The 16,965-nt window shown below is 70.1% G+C and carries 18 protein-coding genes and 1 pseudogene; 1 reads left to right on the forward strand and 18 read right to left on the reverse strand.

The features are described 5' to 3' along the window. Positions 1-63: 63 nt before the first annotated feature. The 5 genes from ACFVJX_RS14895 to rpsB all read right to left on the reverse strand — a co-directional run bounded on the left by ACFVJX_RS14895 (position 64) and on the right by rpsB (position 4,692). Entirely contained in the window at positions 64-1,149 is a 1,086-nt protein-coding gene (locus ACFVJX_RS14895) for a phosphatidate cytidylyltransferase (protein ID WP_384131453.1), read from the reverse strand. After that, on the reverse strand, positions 1,149-1,706 hold the full coding sequence (gene frr / locus ACFVJX_RS14900) for a ribosome recycling factor (protein WP_030928366.1): 558 nt from the start codon (positions 1,704-1,706) through the stop codon (positions 1,149-1,151). The genes ACFVJX_RS14895 and frr overlap by 1 nt, the downstream gene beginning before the upstream one ends. 168 nt (positions 1,707-1,874) lie before the next feature. Continuing rightward, positions 1,875-2,651, reverse strand: a complete 777-nt coding sequence (pyrH, locus tag ACFVJX_RS14905) for a UMP kinase (protein ID WP_384131451.1) — start codon at positions 2,649-2,651, stop codon at positions 1,875-1,877. Positions 2,652-2,809: 158 nt separating this feature from the next. After that, positions 2,810-3,646, reverse strand: coding sequence for a translation elongation factor Ts (tsf, locus tag ACFVJX_RS14910; protein WP_384131448.1), 837 nt, complete (start codon positions 3,644-3,646; stop codon positions 2,810-2,812). A 98-nt stretch (positions 3,647-3,744) separates the two neighbouring features. Beyond that, complete coding sequence (rpsB, locus tag ACFVJX_RS14915) at positions 3,745-4,692, reverse strand: 30S ribosomal protein S2 (protein WP_384131445.1); 948 nt, start codon at positions 4,690-4,692, stop codon at positions 3,745-3,747. Positions 4,693-4,969: 277 nt separating this feature from the next. Between rpsB and ACFVJX_RS14920 the strand changes: the two are divergent. Beyond that, positions 4,970-5,654, forward strand: a pseudogene (locus tag ACFVJX_RS14920) (M23 family metallopeptidase); the annotation flags it as partial. Positions 5,655-5,979: 325 nt separating this feature from the next. Here ACFVJX_RS14920 and ACFVJX_RS14925 read toward each other — a convergent pair. From ACFVJX_RS14925 to rplS, 13 genes are all read right to left on the reverse strand, one after another. Next, complete coding sequence (locus ACFVJX_RS14925) at positions 5,980-6,558, reverse strand: TetR/AcrR family transcriptional regulator (protein WP_384131543.1); 579 nt, start codon at positions 6,556-6,558, stop codon at positions 5,980-5,982. Between the two features lie 118 nt (positions 6,559-6,676). Next, positions 6,677-7,513: an RNA polymerase sigma factor WhiG gene (gene whiG, locus ACFVJX_RS14930; RefSeq protein WP_073739112.1), complete on the reverse strand. Its 837-nt coding sequence runs from the start codon at positions 7,511-7,513 to the stop codon at positions 6,677-6,679. Between the two features lie 325 nt (positions 7,514-7,838). Next, a complete protein-coding gene (dprA, locus tag ACFVJX_RS14935) occupies positions 7,839-9,113 on the reverse strand; it encodes a DNA-processing protein DprA (RefSeq protein ID WP_384131442.1) in 1,275 nt (424 codons plus the stop codon). Next, the gene (locus tag ACFVJX_RS14940) at positions 9,110-10,741 is read right to left on the reverse strand and encodes a YifB family Mg chelatase-like AAA ATPase (RefSeq protein ID WP_384131439.1); all 1,632 of its coding nucleotides are present in this window, start codon (positions 10,739-10,741) and stop codon (positions 9,110-9,112) included. The genes dprA and ACFVJX_RS14940 overlap by 4 nt, the downstream gene beginning before the upstream one ends. Continuing rightward, positions 10,741-11,100 (reverse strand): YraN family protein, encoded by a 360-nt coding sequence (locus tag ACFVJX_RS14945; protein WP_384131437.1) that lies wholly within the window; start codon positions 11,098-11,100, stop codon positions 10,741-10,743. Before ACFVJX_RS14945 ends, ACFVJX_RS14940 begins: the two co-directional genes overlap by 1 nt. 84 nt (positions 11,101-11,184) lie before the next feature. Beyond that, positions 11,185-11,493, reverse strand: a complete 309-nt coding sequence (locus ACFVJX_RS14950) for a DUF2469 domain-containing protein (RefSeq protein WP_003965949.1) — start codon at positions 11,491-11,493, stop codon at positions 11,185-11,187. A gap of 63 nt (positions 11,494-11,556) precedes the next feature. After that, entirely contained in the window at positions 11,557-12,045 is a 489-nt protein-coding gene (locus ACFVJX_RS14955; RefSeq protein ID WP_384131434.1) for an NUDIX hydrolase, read from the reverse strand. After that, positions 12,035-12,784 (reverse strand): signal peptidase I, encoded by a 750-nt coding sequence (gene lepB / locus ACFVJX_RS14960; RefSeq protein WP_384131431.1) that lies wholly within the window; start codon positions 12,782-12,784, stop codon positions 12,035-12,037. Before lepB (ACFVJX_RS14960) ends, ACFVJX_RS14955 begins: the two co-directional genes overlap by 11 nt. A gap of 49 nt (positions 12,785-12,833) precedes the next feature. Beyond that, positions 12,834-13,742 carry a signal peptidase I gene (gene lepB, locus ACFVJX_RS14965; RefSeq protein ID WP_384131540.1) on the reverse strand — a complete coding sequence of 303 codons (909 nt, stop codon included), beginning with the start codon at positions 13,740-13,742 and terminating at the stop codon, positions 12,834-12,836. A gap of 145 nt (positions 13,743-13,887) precedes the next feature. After that, the gene (gene lepB / locus ACFVJX_RS14970; RefSeq protein WP_384131537.1) at positions 13,888-14,790 is read right to left on the reverse strand and encodes a signal peptidase I; all 903 of its coding nucleotides are present in this window, start codon (positions 14,788-14,790) and stop codon (positions 13,888-13,890) included. After that, positions 14,687-15,763, reverse strand: a complete 1,077-nt coding sequence (gene lepB / locus ACFVJX_RS14975; protein WP_384131429.1) for a signal peptidase I — start codon at positions 15,761-15,763, stop codon at positions 14,687-14,689. Before lepB (ACFVJX_RS14975) ends, lepB (ACFVJX_RS14970) begins: the two co-directional genes overlap by 104 nt. Continuing rightward, on the reverse strand, positions 15,756-16,526 hold the full coding sequence (lepB, locus tag ACFVJX_RS14980) for a signal peptidase I (RefSeq protein WP_384314384.1): 771 nt from the start codon (positions 16,524-16,526) through the stop codon (positions 15,756-15,758). The genes lepB (ACFVJX_RS14975) and lepB (ACFVJX_RS14980) overlap by 8 nt, the downstream gene beginning before the upstream one ends. A 45-nt stretch (positions 16,527-16,571) precedes the next feature. Beyond that, positions 16,572-16,922: a 50S ribosomal protein L19 gene (gene rplS, locus ACFVJX_RS14985; RefSeq protein WP_384136847.1), complete on the reverse strand. Its 351-nt coding sequence runs from the start codon at positions 16,920-16,922 to the stop codon at positions 16,572-16,574. Between the last annotated feature and the right edge of the window lie 43 nt (positions 16,923-16,965).

Raw genomic sequence — 16,965 nt, forward strand, 5'->3', positions numbered from 1 at the left:
CCCTGTGGACAACGGACCCTCACTCATAAAATCGCAGGTCAGAATGGGTGACTCAGCGGTAGGTCAGCTGGAGCCGACGAAAATCACCATCAGCAGCCAGACCACCGGGGCGGTCGGCAGCAGGGAGTCCAGCCGGTCCATGATCCCGCCGTGCCCGGGGAGCAGCGTGCCCATGTCCTTGATCCCGAGATCCCGCTTGATCATGGACTCGCCCAGGTCACCGAGGGTGGCGCTGGCCGCGACCACGAGGCCGAGCAGCAGGCCCTGCCACCAGGAGCCGCCGTCGATCAGGAACTGCATGCACAGGGCTCCGGCCACCATGGCGAAGGTGACGGCTCCGAAGAGGCCCTCGCGGGTCTTTCCGGGGCTGATCCTCGGGGCGAGCTTGTGCTTGCCGAACCGCCAGCCGACGGCGTACGCGCCGGTGTCACTGACCACGGTCAGCAGCAGGAACGTCAGGACCCGCTGCGGCCCGTCGTCCGCCCTCAGCAGCATGGCGACGAAGGTGGCCAGGAAGGGGACGTAGAACGCGGCGAACACCCCGGCCGTGACGTCCTTGAGGTAGCCCTCCGGCGGTTCGGTCATCCGCCAGACCAGCACCGCGAGGGCGGTCAGCGCCATGGCGGCCCAGGCGCCCTCGGCCCCTCGCGCGTAACCGGCGACGACCATGGCCGCACCGCCGACGGCGAGAGGGATCAGCGGGGCCTTGATCCCCTTGCGCTCCTCCAGCCGGGAGGTGAGCTCCCAGAGACCGACGACGACGGCGACCACGACCACACCGACGAAGACGGCCTTGACGATGAAGAGCGAGGCGACGACGACGGCACCCAGCCCAACGCCGACCCCTATGGCGGATCCGAGATCACGGCCCGCACGCTTCTTCTGCGGGGGTGGTGGCGCGGTGGACATGGGCTCCTGCGGCTTCTCGTCGCGGAACAGGAGGCCGCCGCTCAGGCGTCCGGCCCCCTGGTCCCTGTCATCACGGTCGTCAGCGTCTCTACCTGCGTCGGGAACGTCCGGCACGATGGGCATGGGCCGAGTCTGCTGGGCGTTATGCACATCGTATGCAGGACCCGCCGGAGCGGACCGCATCTCGGGAGCGGTCCACTGACCGGCGCCCTGCGGGGCGCCCCAGGAAGAGTCGTTCATCAGACTTCGAGCAGCTCGGCTTCCTTGTGCTTCAGCAGCTCGTCCACCTGCGCGACGTACTTCGCGGTGGTGTCGTCGAGCTCCTTCTCGGCGCGGCGTACCTCGTCCTCGCCGGACTCCTTGTCCTTGACCAGCTTGTCCAGGGTCTCCTTGGCCTTGCGGCGGACGGCCCGGATCGAGATCTTGGAGTCCTCGGCCTTCGTCTTCGCGACCTTGATGTAGTCGCGACGACGCTCCTCGGTGAGGTCGGGGAAGTTCACCCGGATGATATTGCCGTCGTTGCTCGGATTGACGCCGAGGTCGGAGTCGCGGATGGCCTGCTCGATGTTGCGCAGCGCGCTCTTGTCGAACGGCGTCACGACGGCCATACGGGGCTCGGGCACCGAGAACGAGGCCAGCTGGTTGATCGGGGTCAGCGCACCGTAGTAGTCGGCGACGATCTTGTTGAACATCGCCGGGTGCGCACGGCCGGTGCGGATCGCGGCGAAGTCCTCTTTCGCGACCACGACGGCCTTCTCCATCTTCTCCTCGGCCTCGAGGAGGGTTTCTTCGATCACCACGTGCTCCTGCGTGTCTTGAGTGGGCCCGGCGTGCTCGGGCCCGGCGGGTCCTGCGTCGCGTCCTCACCTGCACGGTGTCCGACCGGCAGGCCGTTGTCCATCATTCGGGGCCCTCCCGTGGGCCCCGGGAACTCACCGGGTCTCCCCGGCTCGGTCCCCCGGTTCTCAGGCCCGGGTGCCCTGGTCACTCACGAGCGAGCCGATCTTCTCACCCTTGACGGCACGGGCGATATTGCCCGCGGTCGTCAGTTCGAAGACGAGGATCGGCAGCTGGTTGTCACGGCAGAGCGTGATGGCGGTGGCGTCGGCGACCTTGAGATCGCGGGCGAGCACCTCGCTGTACTCCAGCGCGTCGAACTTCACCGCTCCGGGGTTGGTCTTCGGGTCGGAGTCGTAGACCCCGTCCACACCGTTCTTGCCCATCAGCAGGGCCTCGGCGTCGATCTCCAGGGCGCGCTGTGCCGCGGTGGTGTCGGTGGAGAAGTACGGCATGCCCATACCGGCGCCGAAGATGACGACGCGCCCCTTCTCCAGGTGCCGTACGGCGCGCAGCGGGATGTACGGCTCCGCGACCTGACCCATGGTGATGGCCGTCTGGACGCGGGAGTCGATGCCCTCCTTCTCCAGGAAGTCCTGGAGCGCCAGGCAGTTCATGACCGTGCCGAGCATGCCCATGTAGTCGGACCGGGCCCGGTCCATGCCGCGCTGCTGGAGCTCGGCGCCACGGAAGAAGTTGCCGCCGCCGATGACGATCGCGATTTCCGCGCCGTCCCGGACGACCGCCGCGATCTCGCGTGCGATGGCGTGCACGACGTCGGGGTCGACACCGAGACCCCCGCCGCCGGCGAACGCCTCTCCGGACAGCTTCAGCATGAAGCGTCCGGACACCTTGCCGTCGTCGCGCCTGTGGTCACCTGTTGCGGCGTCCGCGCCCTTGTTCATGGAGACTCTCCTCGTGCACATACGAAGAAGGCCATTGCCGGTGGGTCGGATGTCCCTCAGCGGCAATGGCCTCCTCGTCAGATCTGCGGTCGTACGGCGGTGTGCGGCCGTCGACTGCACCAGACCCTATCGGGGTCCACCGTTTTTCGCGGACGGACTCAGATGCCGACCTTGATGCGCGCGAAGCGCTTCAGGGTGACACCGGCCTCGTCCAGGACCTTCTGGACGGTCTTCTTGTTGTCCAGCGCGTACGGCTGGCCGAGGAGGGTGGCCTCCTTGAAGAAGCCGTTGACGCGACCCTCGACGATCTTCGGGAGCGCGGCCTCGGGCTTGCCCTCGGCGCGCGTGGTCTCCTCGGCGACACGACGCTCGGTCTCGACGACCTCGGCCGGGACGTCCTCGCGGGAGAGGTACTTCGGCGCGAAGGCGGCGATGTGCTGGGCAAGGCCCTTCGCCAGGTCGGCGTCGGCCTTGTCGAGCTCGACCAGGACACCGATCTGCGGCGGCAGGTCGGGCATGGTGCGGTGCATGTACACGGAGACGAAGGCGCCGGTGAACTGCGCGAAGCGGTCCAGGACGATCTTCTCGCCGAGGTTGGCGTTGGCCTCGTCCACGTACGCCTGCACGGTCTTGCCGGGCTCGATCTCGGAGGCGAGGAGCGCCTCGATGTCGGCCGGGGAGGACGCGGCGACGTGAGCGGCGAGCGCGTTGGCGACGGCCTGGAACTTGTCACCCTTGGCGACGAAGTCGGTCTCGCACTTCAGCTCGAGCAGGACGCCGGACGTCTTGTCATCGGAGACGACGGAGACGACCGCGCCGTTCTCGGCAGAACGGCCCTCGCGCTTGGCGACGCCCTTCTGGCCCTTGATACGGAGTGCCTCGACGGCTCCGTCGACGTTGCCGTCGGCCTCGTCGAGCGCCTTCTTGCAGTCCATCATGCCGGCGCCGGTGAGCTCACGGAGCTTCTTGACGTCAGCGGCGGTGTAGTTCGCCATGAGTCTGTATTTCTCTCTCGAAGTCTGAAAGATCTACGGGTGAACGGCGGGGGCGGTGCCTGCGCACCGGCCCCCGCCGTCGTCAGCCGTGACGGGTGTCAGGCCTGCTCGGCGTCCGCGGCCGGAGCCTCGGCAGCGGGGGCCTCGGCGGCCGGCGTCTCGGTGGCGGGGGCCTCGGCAGCAGCCTCGGCGGCCGGGGCGTCGGCGGCCTCGGCGTCCGCGACCTTCTCGGTCTCGGCGGAGGTCTGGACCTCGGCGTCGGCCTTCTTGTCGCCCTCGAGCAGGTCACGCTCCCACTCGGCGAGCGGCTCGCCGGCGGCCTTCTCGCCCGGCTTCGAGTCGCCGGTCGCAGCGCCGGAGCGGGCGATGAGGCCCTCGGCGACGGCGTCGGCGATCACGCGGGTGAGCAGGGTGACGGACCGGATCGCGTCGTCGTTGCCCGGGATCTTGTAGTCGACCTCGTCGGGGTCGCAGTTGGTGTCCAGGATCGCGACGACCGGGATGTGGAGCTTGCGCGCCTCACCGACGGCGATGTGCTCCTTCTTGGTGTCGACGATCCAGACGGCGCTCGGCACCTTCTGCATCTCGCGGATACCACCGAGGGTCTTCTCCAGCTTGGCCTTCTCGCGGGAGAGGACCAGGAGCTCCTTCTTGGTGAGGCCGGAGGCGGCCACGTCCTCGAAGTCGATGAGCTCGAGCTCCTTCAGACGCTGAAGGCGCTTGTAGACGGTGGAGAAGTTGGTGAGCATGCCACCGAGCCAACGCTGGTTGACGTACGGCATGCCGACGCGCGTCGCCTGCTCGGCGATGGCCTCCTGGGCCTGCTTCTTCGTACCCACGAACATGATGGAGCCGCCGTGGGCGACGGTCTCCTTGACGAACTCGTAGGCGCGGTCGATGTACGACAGCGACTGGAGCAGGTCGATGATGTAGATGCCGTTGCGCTCCGTGAAGATGAAGCGCTTCATCTTCGGGTTCCAACGACGGGTCTGGTGACCGAAGTGGACGCCGCTTTCCAGCAGCTCCCGCATCGTGACGACGGCCATGGCCGTACTCCTTGAGGTACTCGGTTATCGCGACCGCAGGTTTGCTGTCGCGCCTGACGCCCCGACGCGCCGTGCCACGAGGGACCGAGGAGCGCGGCCAGCTCCGAAGAGAGGGAGATGGCGGGGCGTGCGAAGTCGACCCGGTGACCCGGATCGCCACAAGAAGTGTACGGGACCCGTCGAGTGCCAGGTGACGGCGCTGTCCACAACCGGCCGGTACTCCACAGATCCGGTCCATGATCCCCCACGAACCGGGTCGCCGGGGGACGGTTGGGCCATGCGAAACACATCTGACCGGCCCGGATGCCGGGTCCGGACCGGCAGCCGCGGTGCGCAGGGCGGGAGGCCGCGCCGCGGCCCTGGCGGACCTCGGCGCCTGCTGCGGGTCGCCTCGGCGGCGATCGCCACGGCGCTGCTCGCGTCGGGGTGGTGGTGCGGGGCGGCGGCCACCGAAGCCGAGCGGCCGGCCGCGGACATCACCGCGCCCGCTCCGCCCGGTCCGCCGCCGGACCGCGGACGGGTCTGGCCGCTGGAGGGCCGGCCCTCCGTCGTGCGGGGCTGGGAGCCGCCCGCCACGGACTACGGGCGCGGGCACCGCGGGGTGGATCTCGCCGCCGGACCGGAGACGGCGGTGCTCGCGGCCGCTTCCGGCCGGGTCTCTTTCGCGGGCGCCGTCGCAGGGCGCGGAGTGCTGGCGATCGAGCTGGCCGGGACGGGCGATCCGCCGCTGCGGACCACGTACGAGCCGGTGCGGCCGCTGGTCACGAAGGGGGACGAGGTCACCGCGGGACAGGTGGTGGCGGTCATGGCGCAAGGGCCGTTCCACTGTCCGTCCGGCTGTCTGCACTGGGGGCTGCGGCGCGCGGAGGCCTATCTGGACCCGCTGTCGTTGCTGCCACCCTCACTGCTGCGACGCGGACCCTCCCGTCTGCTGCCAGTGACCGGCGTACCCGAACCGGATTCATCTGTACCACCGCAATCCAGCACGAACCCGGCCTCCGAGACGGTGATGGCGGCCGGGGCGGCACATCGGGCCGGGGCGGGGAGTCCGGCAGGGGCGCGGCTTACGGCAGGGGCGGCGACCCCGGCAGAGACGCTGCTTACGGCCAGGGCGGCGACCCCGGCAGAGGCACTGATTCCGCCCCTGGCGGCAACTCCGGCAGGGACAGCGCCTCCGCCCCGGGCGGGGAGTCCGACAGGGGCGGCACTTCCGGCCGGGGTGCTGCTTCCGGCAGGCACATCCGCCGGTTGCGTGCTGCTGCCGGGGGTCGCGGCGATGCGCCGGCGTCAGTCCTGTCCGCCGGGGGCCGCGCCCCGGACACCGCGGAGGATCATGGCGACGGCGGTGTCCGCGATCACTCCGGGCTCCTCCGCCACACTCAGCTCGATACGGCGCACCGCGGCGTCCACAGAGCCCTGCAGCAGCATGGCCGCCAGCCGGGGCTGCTCGTGGCCCAGATCGACGAGCGCCTCGACGATCATGGCGATCAGCCCGCCGTGCGCGGCGCGGATCTTCTCCCGGGCGCCGGCATCCAGCTCGCTCGCGGAGATGGCGACGACGGCCCGGTGGCGCCGGTCCCCGACTAGATCGAGCTGCCGTCGTACGTACGCCTCGATCTTCTCCTCCGGCGTCCCCGCCCGCTCCATCGCGCTCTCCACCTCCGCCGCCCAGACGGGGAAGTCGACGGCGCAGAGCTCCTCGACGACGGCGGCGCGGGAGCGGAAGTACTCGTAGACGGAGGACCGGGCGAGGCCCGTGCGCTCGGCGAGGGCGGGGAAGGTCAAGGCCTCCGTGCCTCCCTCGGACAGCAGGGAACGCGCTGCGTCCAGGAGGGCGCCGCGCTGCATGGTCCGGTGCTCGGCCACGGAGGCCGCTCGAATCCTGGGCACGGCTCCACTCTACGGCGGCCGGTGCCCGTCAGGGGGCGGGCGGCCCCGATCCGTGGCTGGAGCAGGGCCGGCCGGGCGGCGCCCGGGGGCCGTCTCAGCGTCCGGCGTCGGCCAGTTTCGCCCGCAGCTGCAGTACCGACTTGGTGTGGATCTGGCTGACCCGGCTCTCCGTGACGCCGAGGACGTTGCCGATCTCTGCGAGGGTCAGGCCCTCGTAGTAGTAGAGCGTGACGACCGTCTTCTCGCGGTCGGGGAGGGTGTTGATCGCCCGGGCGAGCAGCCTTCTGAGCTCACGGCCCTCGGCCACCTCCACCGGATTGTCGGCGGCGGTGTCCTCAAGCGTGTCCATCAGGCTCAGCCGGTCACCGCCCTCGCCGCCCACATGGAGCAGCTCTTCCAGCGCGACCACGTTCGCCAGCGACAACTGGCTGAAAACCGCGTGGAGTTCCTCCAGCCCGATCTCCATCTCCGCAGCGACCTCCGCCTCCGACGGAGTGCGCCGCAGCCGCGCCTCCAGCGTGGCGTAGGCGCGCTCGACGGCCCGCGCCTTCTGTCGCACGGAGCGCGGGATCCAGTCCAGGGCCCGGAGTTCGTCGATCATCGCGCCCCGGATACGGGTGATCGCGTACGTCTCGAACTTGATCGCACGCTCGATGTCGAACTTCTCGATCGCGTCGATCAGCCCGAAGACCCCGGAGGAGACGAAGTCGGCCTGCTCGACGTTGGAGGGCAGGCCGACGCTCACCCGGCCGGCGACGTACTTCACCAGGGGCGAGTAGTGCAGGATCAGCTGCTCCCGCAGCCGCTCGTCGCCCGTCGTCTTGTACGAACGCCACAACTCGTCGAGCGAGGAGGGGGCGGGAGGGCGCACAGTGCCACGCGCAGCCGGTGGTACTGCCGCGCGGTCAGACCCGGAGGTGTGCTGGGGCATGTGGTGCCTTGAGCCGTTCTGCTGTGAAGTGCTGGGGGATGTACGTCTGGGGCAGGATCCTTGTGAGCGTAGCGTGACTGAAGTGTCGCAGTGCGCGCAGGATATGGGATCGGAGCAGTGCGATTCCGGGCGAACGGACACGGCAGCGGGTGCCGCGCGGGACGCCGGACCGCAGACCGCTCCGACGGCCACCGAGGACGCGGCGGCGCACGCGGACGAGGACATGGCCACCTCCGGGACCGACGCGTCCCGCGCCGGTCCCGGAGGCGCTGCCGAACGATCCGCCGAGGTCATCGGCATCACCTTTTCACCCGAATGCCCCAGGTCAAGAACCGCCTCGCCGCGCGTCGTCATTGCAAGTGGGCCTTCGCGTCAACTGCCATCCCTCGCCTTGACGTTCGACGAACCCCAGTGAGTGCAGTTCGTACAGCCTGGCGAGCGCCTCGTCGGCACTCGTTCCCGCGGTACGGGCCACCTCGCGTACGTCGGTGGCGCCGCGGCCAGGCAACGCGTCGAGCACCCGGGTGCAGACCGCGTCGAGCAGATCGCGCGGGAGCACCGGACCGCGTCGCGACGGTGCGAGTTCCCCCATGTCTCCCACCAGTTCGGCGACTTCCGCGGCATCCGTCACCAGCACGCCCTCGCCCCGCAGCAGTTCATGGACACCTGCCGACAGACCGCTGGTGGCGGGCCCCGGGACGCCCATGGTGAAGCGGCCGAGCCGCTGGGCGCAGCGCGCCGTGACCAGGGAGCCGCTGCGGTGTTCGGCCTCGACCACGACGGTCCCCCGCGTCAACGCGGCGATCACCCTGTTCCGGAGGATGAATCTGGTCCGGGTGGGGTGATCGGCGGGTGGCAGTTCGCCGATCACCAGTCCCTGTTCGGCCATGCGCCCGATCAGTTCGGCATGCCCGCGGGGGTAGGCGACGTCCACCCCGCAGGCCAGCACCGCCGTCGTCGCCCCACCCGCGGCGAGCGCGCCCCGGTGAGCGGCCCCGTCGACACCGAAGGCCGCACCCGAGACGACCACCCACCCCCGCTCCGCGAGACCCGCGCCGAGGGTCGTGGCCATGTGCGCCCCGTACGGTGTGCAGGCCCGGGCGCCGACCACCGCGACCGAGCGCAGCGCCCAGAGCCGAAGATCGGGCCTCCCCCGCACCCAGAGCCCGGTCGGTCTGGTGTCACCCAGGTCGTCCAGCTGGCTCGGCCACTCCCGGTCGCCGGGGCAGACGAAGCGTCCGCCGACCGCGGCCACCGACGCCAGATCCCGCCCGGGCTCGGCCGTCTCCGCCCGGAGTCGGTAGCCGGCCAGCCGTTTCGCCGTCATGCCGTGCAGTCGCTCGGCCGATCCGTCCCCGGCGGTGATCCGCCGCAGCAGTTCCACCGGGCCGCACTCCCGTAGCCAGCGGCCGCCGCGCTCGTCCCCAGGTTCCAGGATCCGGGTCAGCGCGGCCCGCGCCAGCCGCACCCGATCGCTCACCCCACCGGAGTGCGGCCCGGCACACTCCCCGGCCGCCCGCCCGTACCCGGAGCCGGGCAGCAGAGCGCTCACCCCGGCGCCCCCTGTCGCCCCGGCTCCCCCGGCCCCTCGCCCCGTCATGTCGTTCCCGCCCCCGCCCCCATCGGGGCCCCTCGTGGGATCCCGGTCCGCAGCTCAAGTGCCACCGCGATGTCCGAGGCGTCCGGCCGGTCGGCGGAGCGCAGATCCGCGACGGTCCACGCCACCCGCAGCACCCGGTCCAGGCCGCGCGCGGTGAGCAGGCCCCTTTCCATGTCCCGCTCGGCCGCCATCAACGCCCCGGGTGCCGCCGTCAGCCGGGTCCTCAGCTCGTGTCCCGGCACCTCGCTGTTGGTGGTCCACGGCGTGCCCGCCAGTCGCTCCGCCGCCCTTCCCCGGGCCTCCTGGACCCGTGCGGCCACCGACGCGGTCGATTCGCCCCGGCCGCCCTGCCCCATCAGGTCCGCGCGCCTGACGGGGTCCACGAGCACCCGCAGATCAACCCGGTCGAGCAACGGGCCGGAGAGCCGCGCCTGGTAGCGCCGGACCGAGGAGGGCGAACACTCGCAGCCCGCCCCGCTCAGGGTGTGCCGCCCGCACGGGCACGGGTTGGCCGCCAGCACCATCAGGAACCGGGCCGGCAGCCGCACCACCCCGGCGCTGCGCGCCACCACCACGTGCCCCGACTCCAGCGGCTGGCGCAGCGCGTCCAGCGCCCGCACGGAGAATTCCGGCGCCTCGTCGAGAAAGAGGATGCCGCGATGAGCCAACGACACCGCTCCGGGCCGCGGCAGCCCGTTTCCCCCGCCGACCAGCGACTGCATGGTCGCCGAGTGGTGCGGTGCGCAGTACGGCGCCCGGGAGACCAGGGGTTCGCCCGGCGGCAGGATGCCGGCCACCGAGTGCACCGCCGTCACCTCGAGGGATTCCTGCCTGGACAGGGGCGGGAGGATCGCGGGGAGCCGTTCGGCGAGCATGGTCTTGCCCGCTCCCGGTGGTCCGGACAGCAGGAGGTGGTGGCCACCCGCGGCGGCCACCTCCAGGGCCTTGCGCGGCCGTTCCTGACCCGCGACGTCCGCCAGGTCGGGCCGGTGCCCCTCGCCCTGCGCCGGACCGCGGGCGATGCCGGTGCCCATACCGGCGCCGGGCACCATCAGCCCGGCCAGCATGGTGTCGGGGCGCCCCTGGTCGTGCGGCTCCTGTTCGCCGGGCACGGGCTCGTCGCAGAGCACGGCGATCAGCTGTCGCAGGCTTCGCACCCCGAGCACGGAGACACCGGGCACCAGGGCCGCCTCGCCCGCCGTCTGCTCGGGGACGACCACCTGGCGGTAGCCCGCCTCCGCCGCGGCCAGGACGGCGGGCAGCACCCCGCGCACCGGCCGCACCCGGCCGTCGAGTCCCAGCTCCCCGATCATCACCACATCGGCGATCGCTGCGGGGTCGATCCGCTCGGCCGCGCCGAGCACCGCACAGGCGACGGCGAGGTCGAACCCCGAACCACCCTTGGGTACGGAGGCCGGGGACAGGCCCACGGTGAGCTTCTTCTGCGGCCACTCCGCGCCGGAGTTGACCACGGCGGCCCGCACCCGGTCCCGGCTCTCCACCAGGCTCTTGTCGGGCAGCCCCACCAGTGTGAAGGCCGCCACCCCTGGCTCCAGGTCCGCCTGGACCTCGACCACCACGCCCTCGACGCCGACCAGGGCCACCGAGCAGGCACGCGCGAACCCCATCAGGCCACCCCCCGCGCATGCTCGGCCAGCGGCGCACCGCGCCTGGGCAGCACCACGCCGACCAGGTCGATCCGGACCCCGCCCGGCGGCGGACCGCCGTGCCGGTCGAGCCAGAGCTCGGCCAGCCGGCGCAGCCGGTCCGCCTTGGCCGGGGTGACGGCGGCCATCGGATGCTCGAACGCACCCGCCCTGCGCGTCTTCACCTCACAGATGACGAGCGCGTCGCCGTCCCGCGCGACGATGTCGATCTCGCCGGCGCGACAGCGCCAGTTCCGCTCCAGTACGGACATGCCGGCGTCGGTCAGCAGCCGCGCCGCCAGATCCTCGCCGTACCGCCCGAGTGCCCCCCGTGCGTTCATATCGGCACCACCTCCGGCACCGACTCTGACGCGTCCGCCCGGCTTTAGTGGATCTTGGTGGACAAGCCGGGGAATGTGGACAACTCAGCCACCCGGAAGTTCGAGATCGCTCTTGTTGAGCTCTTCGATGTTGACGTCCTTGAACGTCAGCACCCTCACCTGCTTGACGAACCGTGCGGGGCGGTACATGTCCCACACCCAGGCATCCGCCATGGACACCTCGAAAAACACCTCGCCCTGGACCGAGTGCACCTGCATCTCGTAGTCATTGGTGAGGTAGAAGCGCCGTTCGGTCTCGATCACATATTTGAACAGACCGACGACATCGCGGTACTCCCGGTAGAGCTTCAGCTCCATCTCGGTCTCGTACTTCTCGAGGTCCTCGGCGCTCATTGGCATGTTCCCCTTCAGCCGTGCGTTCCCCCATTGTGCGCCAGGCCCCGGCGCCCCGGACGCTCAGGCGATTTCGGGAGCAAGAACCAACGGCGTACGCGGGGGACCGTCGTCGAGCAGCGTGCGAAGCAGCCCGGCGAGTCTGGTCGGGTACACCGTCTCACGCGTCGCCGACAGTTCGGCGGAGGTCCACCACCTCAGACCCGCGACACTGCGCCGTTCCAGCCCGGTCTGCCCACTGGTGTCCGTCAGGGTCTGTGCCGTACGGGCGAGGAAGTACCACTCGTCCTGGTCCCAGCGCCGGCCGTCGAACGAGAAGGAGCACATCCGCTTCCAGAGCAGCGGGCCCAGTACGGCGTCCCTGATCCCGGTCTCCTCTGCCAGTTCGCGCAGCGCGGCCTGCTCCCGGGTCTCGTCGCCCTCCAGCCCTCCGCCGGGGGTGAACCACCAGGTGCTGGCGGGGTCCTCCGGTTCGTACCCGTGCATCAGCAGAACGCGGTCGTCCGGATCGAGGAGTACCAGGCGGGCGACCTTGCGCTTCTCAGCGGACACCGGCGACGGCCCTCTCCTGCTTGTTCCGCCTGGACCTGGCCGAGCGGGCGGCGACAGGCCCGTACACGGCACCGGCCAGGATGAGCACCACACCCCCGACCACGACCCCGAGCTGAAGCTTGAGCGGCCCCTCGGAGGACACCCCGCCCGGCAGCGCGGCGAAGGCCTGCGGGCGTGCGACCATGCTGCCCAGCGGCCAGGCGACGGCGTCCACCCGGGCCGTCACGGCGCTGCGGGGTACCGAGCCGTGTTCGCTGTCCTCCAGATGGACCCGGGAGTCCAGCGAGACCCGGCGGTCGTCGCCCAGGAGGAACAGCTGTCCCTTGGGCACCTTCGCCGTGAAGTCGTTCGCCGATGCGGGGTCCGTCGACTGCAGATACGGTTCCTCGACGGATATGCCGTTGACCGTGAGCCTGCCGTCCTTCTCGCAGCAGGCGACCTTGTCGCCGCCGATCCCGACGACGCGCTTCACCATCGGCATGTCGCCCCACTCCGGATCGGTGAAGACCACCACATCGCCCCGGCGCACCTCGCTGCCGTCCACCCGCTCCGCGAGGACCCGGTCGCCCGCGTTCACCGTCGGTGTCATCGAGCCGGTCGGCACCGTGTACGGCCGGTACACCACTGCCGCCCAGGCGAAGCCGCCGAGGAAGAGCACACAGCCGACGGCCACCGCCAGCCCCGACAGCCTGCTGCCGAGACGGCCGCGGCCGTCATCCGTACGTCCTGTTCCACTCATCCCAGCGTCCCCCATCGGAGATCGACAATCGCTGATCCGAGTCGGCACCCTACCCGGCGGTACGCCCGCTGGTCAGCCTCCGCCTGCGCAGGATCACGAAGGGCAGGGCTCCCGCCATGCCGAGCGCACCCGGTGCGAGCGCCGCCGCGGCGCTGATGCCCGGCTGGTCGAAGGTGTCCGGGACCGGCAGGGTCGCCCAGCGGCCGACCGGCCAGGCCACCAGCACGGCGCGGCCCACGACGTCGTCGACCGGCACGAAGCCCTTGTTCGCGTCGTTGGTGTGATAGCGGGAGTCCGCGGAGTCCTGGCGGTGGTCGCCCATCACCCAGATCTTGCCGTCGGGCACCTTGAAGGGCCCGAAGGGCATGTCGTCGCACGCGGTGTTGCCGGGGAAGATGTACGGCTCGTCGAGTTCCTTCCCGTTGACCACGACCGGGCCGCCCTTCTTGCACGACACGGTGTCACCGCCGACCGCGATCGTCCGCTTGATCAGGTCCTTCTCCTGGGCCGACGGCATCAGACCGATGAAGCTCAGGAAGGTCTGCACCGCGTTCGACTCAGGGGTGGGCTCCCCGTCCAGCCAGCCGCTCGGGTCGTGGAAGACGACGACCTCGCCACGCTCCGGCTCCGAACCGAACCACGGCGTCAACTTGTCGACCAGCACCCGGTCACCCCGCTGAAGGGTGTTCTGCATCGAATCCGACGGAATCGAGAACGCCTGCACCAGAAACGTCTTGATCAGCAACGCCAGAACCAGAGCGATACCGATGAGAAGAGGAAGCTCCTTCCAGAAGGGGCGCGGTTTCTTCGACCGCTTCCTTCCGGCCCGTTCCGAAACGTGCGCGTCGTCCGGCGCTCCGGGGACACCGGCCCCGCCCACCGGATCGAAGGCGGGGGCAGCGGGCTGCTCGAGCCTCTCCGTGGACCGTTCGTGTCCGGATCGCGCTCCGCCTGCCACGTCGCTCACATTCATTCCTCACTCTGCACCAACGCCTGCCCACCGGGCCTGCCCATCACTAACCCGCCCCCCTGCACAACGAGCGGGGGTTCCCCGGGGCTACTGCCCCTGCCGGGACAGCGGCCCCACGGGCGGCTCCGCGTCCCTACTTCTGCCGCACCGGCCCGCCACGGCGCCGCCTGCGCCAGAGCACGATCGGCAGGGCGCCCGCGAAGCCGAGCGCACCGGGCGTCATCGCCGCCGCGGCATTCAGCCCCGGCTGGTCGAAGGTCTTCGGGACCGGCAGGGTGGCCCAGCGGTTGATCGGCCATGCGACCACCACGGCCCGGCCGACCACCTCGTCCGTGGAAACGGTCCCGCCGCCCGGCAGCTCCTGGTGATAGCGGGAGTCGAGGGAGTTCTGACGGTGGTCGCCCATCACCCAGATCCGGCCCTTGGGGACCTTCACCGGGCCGAACGGCTCGTCGTTACAAGGGGTGTTGCCCTTGAAGATGAAGGACTTGTCGTCCAGCGCCTTGCCGTTGACCTTGACCGGACCGTTCGCCTTGCACTCCACCGTGTCGCCGCCGATCGCGATGACCCGCTTGATCAGGTCCTTCTCCTCGGCCGACGGCATCAGACCGATGAAACTGAGGAACTTCTGCACCGCGTTCGGATCGGCGGCCGGGGTGTTCTCCAGCCAACCGCCCGGGTCGTGGAAGACGACGACCTCACCGCGCTCCGGCTCCGAACCGAACCACGGCGTCAACTTGTCGACCAGCACCCGGTCACCCCGCTGAAGGGTGTTCTGCATCGAATCCGACGGAATCGAGAACGCCTGCACCAGAAACGTCTTGATCAGCAACGCCAGAACCAGAGCGATACCGATGAGAAGAGGAAGCTCCTTCCAGAAGGAGCGGGGCTTCTTCCGGGCCGTACTCCCGCTGTCGCTCGGGGAGTCGCCGTCACTCTCCGTACGATCCTCCGTCGTCCCGGCCGCCTCGGCGTTCACCGGAATGTCCGGCCGGTCCTCGGGTTCGTCGTGTCCGGATCGTGCGCCCACCGCCAAATCCCCCACATCTGCTCCTTATTCCGTGCCACCGCCTGCGCCCTAGCCGGTGCAGGCCAACCACTCCCATAACGAGCGGGAGTTCCGCAGGGGTCGGGAGCCGGATCATTCCGTTGGGATCCTGGGACACACTATTCGACGGTCCGGGGGCAGCCGCCGTCCCGGCGCGCGGGTCCGGGACCGAGGAGAACGACGAACGTTCCTCCAGTTTCCGCCAGTGCCCGAAGGGCCAGGCGATCACCACGGCTCGTCCCACTACGGCATCCTCGGAAACCGTGCCGTCGGCCGTCTTGTCCAGGTGGAAACGTGAATCGGCGGAATTGGAGCGATGGTCACCCATCACGAAGATTCGTCCGGCTGGAACCTTTACCTCGAATTTGATCGTGGAGGGGGGATTGCCGGGGAAAAGATAGGGCTCGTCGACGGCCTGGCCGTTGACCATGAGCCGGCCGTCCTTGTCGCAGCACTTCACCGTGTCACCGCCGACGGCGACCACACGTTTGATCAGGTCCTGCTCGTCGTCGGACGGCAGCAGCCCGATGAAGGTCAGCACCTCCTTCACCTGCTTGACGACGACAGGTGACTTTTTAGCCGTCACCGGATTCGGCGGCGGCCAGTCGGAGGGGTTGTTGAACACGACCACGTCACCACGCTGCGGCCGGGATCCGAACCAGGGGGTCAGCTTGTCCACCAGGACCCGGTCGCCGATCCGGATGGTCTGTTCCATGGATCCGGACGGGATCACGAAGGCCTGCACCAGGAAGGTCTTGAGGACCAGTGCGATCAGCAGCGCGAAGGTGATGAGGAGGGGTATCTCCTTCATCGCGGATCTGCGCCGCTTCCGCTTCACCTTGCGGGCCAGCTTGCGCCGCTCCGCCCGGGTGGGCAGCGAGCGGGCGACGGTCGGCCCGGTGCCGGTGGGCAGCGGTCTCCCGGGGTCGGCAGCGCCGTGCCGCCGCCCGTGGTTACCCATGCGTCGCCCCCGGCGCCGGTACGCCGTCGAAGGCTCCGGTGCCCGGCAGCGAGCCCAGCCGGCCGAGCGGCCAGCCGATCCAGTCGGCCCGGCCGATCACCCTGTCGACGGGCACCATGCCGCCCCCTGGTTCACCGAGGTGGTCACGGGAGTCCCGGGACCGGCTGCGGTGATCACCCATCATCCAGAGCGAGCCGTCCGGCACGACGATGTCGAAGGGCACCCGCGACGGCACATCACCGGCGAACAGGTAGTCCTCGTCCACCGGCCGGCCGTTCACCTCGACCCTCCCCCGCTTGTCGCAGCAGACCACCCGGTCGCCCCCCACGCCCACCACCCGCTTCACGAAGTCGGTCTCGGCGGGCTCCGCGAGCCCCAGGGAAGCCGCCGCCCCGTGCAGCAGTCCGGTGACCGGGTTCTCCTGCGGCGCCTCCTGCATGAAGGAGCCGGTGCCGTCGAAGACCACCACGTCGCCGCGCCGGGGTACGGAGCCGAAACGGTACGCCAGTTTGTTGACCAGCACCCGGTCCCCGATCCGCAGCGTGGTCTCCATCGAGCCGCTGGGAATCAGGAAGGGCTGCACCACGAAGGCGCTGAAGAGCAGTACGCAGGCGGCGCAGACGGCGCCGAGCGCGAGGGTGCGCCGCCACGACATCGACGCCGCGAAACGGTGCGGGATACGCGAAAAGCGCGACCGGTCCTCCGGCCCCGAAGGGGCAGCGGAGGAGCGGTCGCGCTCCGTGGGTCTTGCTTCCGTGTCCATCGGGGCCAGAGTTTATCCGGCCTGGCTGTGGACCTGGGAGCCAGCTCAGCGGTCGCGCTTCTCCTTGATCTTCGCGGCCTTGCCGCGCAGCTCACGGAGGAAGTACAGCTTGGCGCGACGGACGTCACCGCGGGTGACGACCTCGATCTTCTCGAAGATCGGGCTGTGCACCGGGAAGGTGCGCTCGACGCCCACCTGGAAGGAGACCTTGCGGACCGTGAAGGTCTCGCCGACGCCCGCGCCCTGGCGGCGGATGACGATGCCCTTGAACTGCTGGATACGGGAGCGGTTGCCCTCGATCACGCGGACGTGAACGTTGACGGTGTCACCGGGGCGGAACGCCGGGACGTCGGTGCGCAGCGAGGCGGCGTTGACGCCATCGAGCAGGGAAGTCATGATGTCTGCTTTCTTCGCCGATGCCACAGGTCATCGACGGGAG

It is taken from the genome of Streptomyces sp. NPDC127177 (assembly GCF_042672475.1).
Lineage (GTDB): Bacteria > Actinomycetota > Actinomycetes > Streptomycetales > Streptomycetaceae > Streptomyces.

Bases quoted from the DNA above. Each gene is read 5' to 3' on its own strand.
- ACFVJX_RS14895 (WP_384131453.1), bottom strand. From the start codon at position 1,149: ATGAACGACTCTTCCTGGGGCGCCCCGCAGGGCGCCGGTCAGTGGACC.
- pyrH (WP_384131451.1), bottom strand. From the start codon at position 2,651: ATGAACAAGGGCGCGGACGCCGCAACAGGTGACCACAGGCGCGACGAC.
- tsf (WP_384131448.1), bottom strand. From the start codon at position 3,646: ATGGCGAACTACACCGCCGCTGACGTCAAGAAGCTCCGTGAGCTCACC.
- rpsB (WP_384131445.1), bottom strand. From the start codon at position 4,692: ATGGCCGTCGTCACGATGCGGGAGCTGCTGGAAAGCGGCGTCCACTTC.
- whiG (WP_073739112.1), bottom strand. From the start codon at position 7,513: ATGCCCCAGCACACCTCCGGGTCTGACCGCGCGGCAGTACCACCGGCT.
- dprA (WP_384131442.1), bottom strand. From the start codon at position 9,113: ATGACGGGGCGAGGGGCCGGGGGAGCCGGGGCGACAGGGGGCGCCGGG.
- ACFVJX_RS14940 (WP_384131439.1), bottom strand. From the start codon at position 10,741: ATGGGGTTCGCGCGTGCCTGCTCGGTGGCCCTGGTCGGCGTCGAGGGC.
- ACFVJX_RS14945 (WP_384131437.1), bottom strand. From the start codon at position 11,100: ATGAACGCACGGGGGGCACTCGGGCGGTACGGCGAGGATCTGGCGGCG.
- ACFVJX_RS14950 (WP_003965949.1), bottom strand. From the start codon at position 11,493: ATGAGCGCCGAGGACCTCGAGAAGTACGAGACCGAGATGGAGCTGAAG.
- lepB (WP_384131431.1), bottom strand. From the start codon at position 12,784: ATGAGTGGAACAGGACGTACGGATGACGGCCGCGGCCGTCTCGGCAGC.
- lepB (WP_384131429.1), bottom strand. From the start codon at position 15,763: ATGGGTAACCACGGGCGGCGGCACGGCGCTGCCGACCCCGGGAGACCG.
- lepB (WP_384314384.1), bottom strand. From the start codon at position 16,526: ATGGACACGGAAGCAAGACCCACGGAGCGCGACCGCTCCTCCGCTGCC.
- rplS (WP_384136847.1), bottom strand. From the start codon at position 16,922: ATGACTTCCCTGCTCGATGGCGTCAACGCCGCCTCGCTGCGCACCGAC.